2 protein-coding genes are annotated in these 1,505 nt (G+C 61.3%); both read right to left on the bottom strand.

Features of this window, described 5'->3' with window-relative positions; all coding sequences use genetic code 11:
* Positions 1–151: 151 nt before the first annotated feature.
* Positions 152–829 carry a hypothetical protein gene (locus AC0B44_RS21215; protein WP_471904698.1) on the bottom strand — a complete coding sequence of 226 codons (678 nt, stop codon included), beginning with the start codon at positions 827–829 and terminating at the stop codon, positions 152–154.
* Positions 830–861: 32 nt separating this feature from the next.
* The coding region (locus AC0B44_RS21210) for a Tox-REase-5 domain-containing protein (protein ID WP_471904697.1) at positions 862–1,505 on the bottom strand (644 nt) is incomplete at its 5' end.

Genomic DNA, 1,505 nt, shown 5'->3' with positions numbered 1-1,505 from the left:
TCGAACGACAGCACATGGGACTTTGTCCATCCTGCGGATGACCTGATGCGTTCCTCGTCGCATCACCCGGCTTGAAGGCCTCGGGCAACTTGAATTTGACGCTCGTGGGGCGTCCGGCAGGGAGCCGCATGCGGTCCGAAGGTTGTTTCCGTCAGTAGCCCAAAGCTTGTCGGACAATGGTGGCCTGCTCGAGGTCGGGGGTGGTGGGGGTTCCGTTGAGCTGGATGTAGCGACCGCCGTCTCCTGAGGTGATCTCGATTGCGTGGGCGCGGAGTGCTGTTTCGTCTAGCGGGACGTTGTCCTTGACGTAGGTGAGCCAGCCGGCGCAGATCTGTCCGGGTTTGCAGCCGATCGACCGACGGTGCTTCTTGGGGGCGACATAGATGTAGTCGGGTTCCCATGCACGGACCAGGATATGGAGATGGTCGGCAACGAGTGCTGGGTCGATTACACCGGAAGGATCGTCCGCGGGATCGTCCAGGGAGAAGTGGACATGGTTCTTCAATCCTGTCCCGTCGAATCCCACGCGTACTGAGTACTTGCGGTAGCTGCCCTCACACATCCGGATCAAGTCGGGTGTGTACCCGGTCTTGACCATGGCCAGTCCATCATCTCCACGGAGGATCGAGTCGGCCACTACCTCTTCGATACCGTCGATGTCGCTCGGGAGGTGCACGAAGGTGCCGTCTTCTTTGACACCGTTGAGAAGCCAAGGAGAGTAGAGGTGAGACAGGTCGGGCATCTCTTGCAGCGAGCACTGCAAGCGATCTGCGCCGTCGCGAGGCGACTCGACCCGTCCGCCCCAGCCACCAATGAAATCCAGTACCACCGTGTTCCTCCTTGTCTACCTGTGGTTGCCTGCTACTCCGGCGGGACGTACTTGACCGTAATGTTCTCGTATCCGGCTTCGTCGATCATGTCCTCGATGGCCTCAGCTACTCGCTCTTCGGCGACGCGCCACTCGATCTCGGCCCCAGCGGATTCGGCAGCTTCAGATTGCCGTCGAAGCTGGTCGGGGAGAGATTTGGCTGCGCCCATATTAGGCTTGAACTGGCCGTCGTCGCCGACCATCCATTCGTAGCCGGGTCCTTTCGCTTCGATGAGCTTGCCGCTCTCTCCGGCATCCGGGTCCCAACCGTCGAACAGGACGTTGCCCGAGCCGTCCGCTTTGGGGATCGCATATTCAACTCCGGCGGGGCTGCCGGTGACTTGTTCCTCGTAGGCACCGGCGCGTTCGGAGGTGCCGCCACGGTTGGGGTACTCCCACTGTCCCGGACCATCATTGGTCAGGGTCGACGGCATGATGTCGAGCACCTGCTGCAGGTTGATGCTCGGAAAGTGTTCAGAGACCCAGAGGAGGATCGCGCCTGCCGAGATCGCACCGGCGGCGAGGGCTGCCATGAGCGCCAGATCGACAGCGCCAAGCGCGATGATCGGCACGAAGCCATGGATTCCAGAGTTGGAGCCGAAGGTCAGAGCCGCCGCCGCGTCTGCAATGGATTGGG

The organism is Rhodococcus sp. NPDC019050, assembly GCF_055664235.1.
The sequence above is the reverse complement of the archived record's forward strand: the minus strand, read 5'-3'. Positions and strand labels throughout refer to the sequence as shown.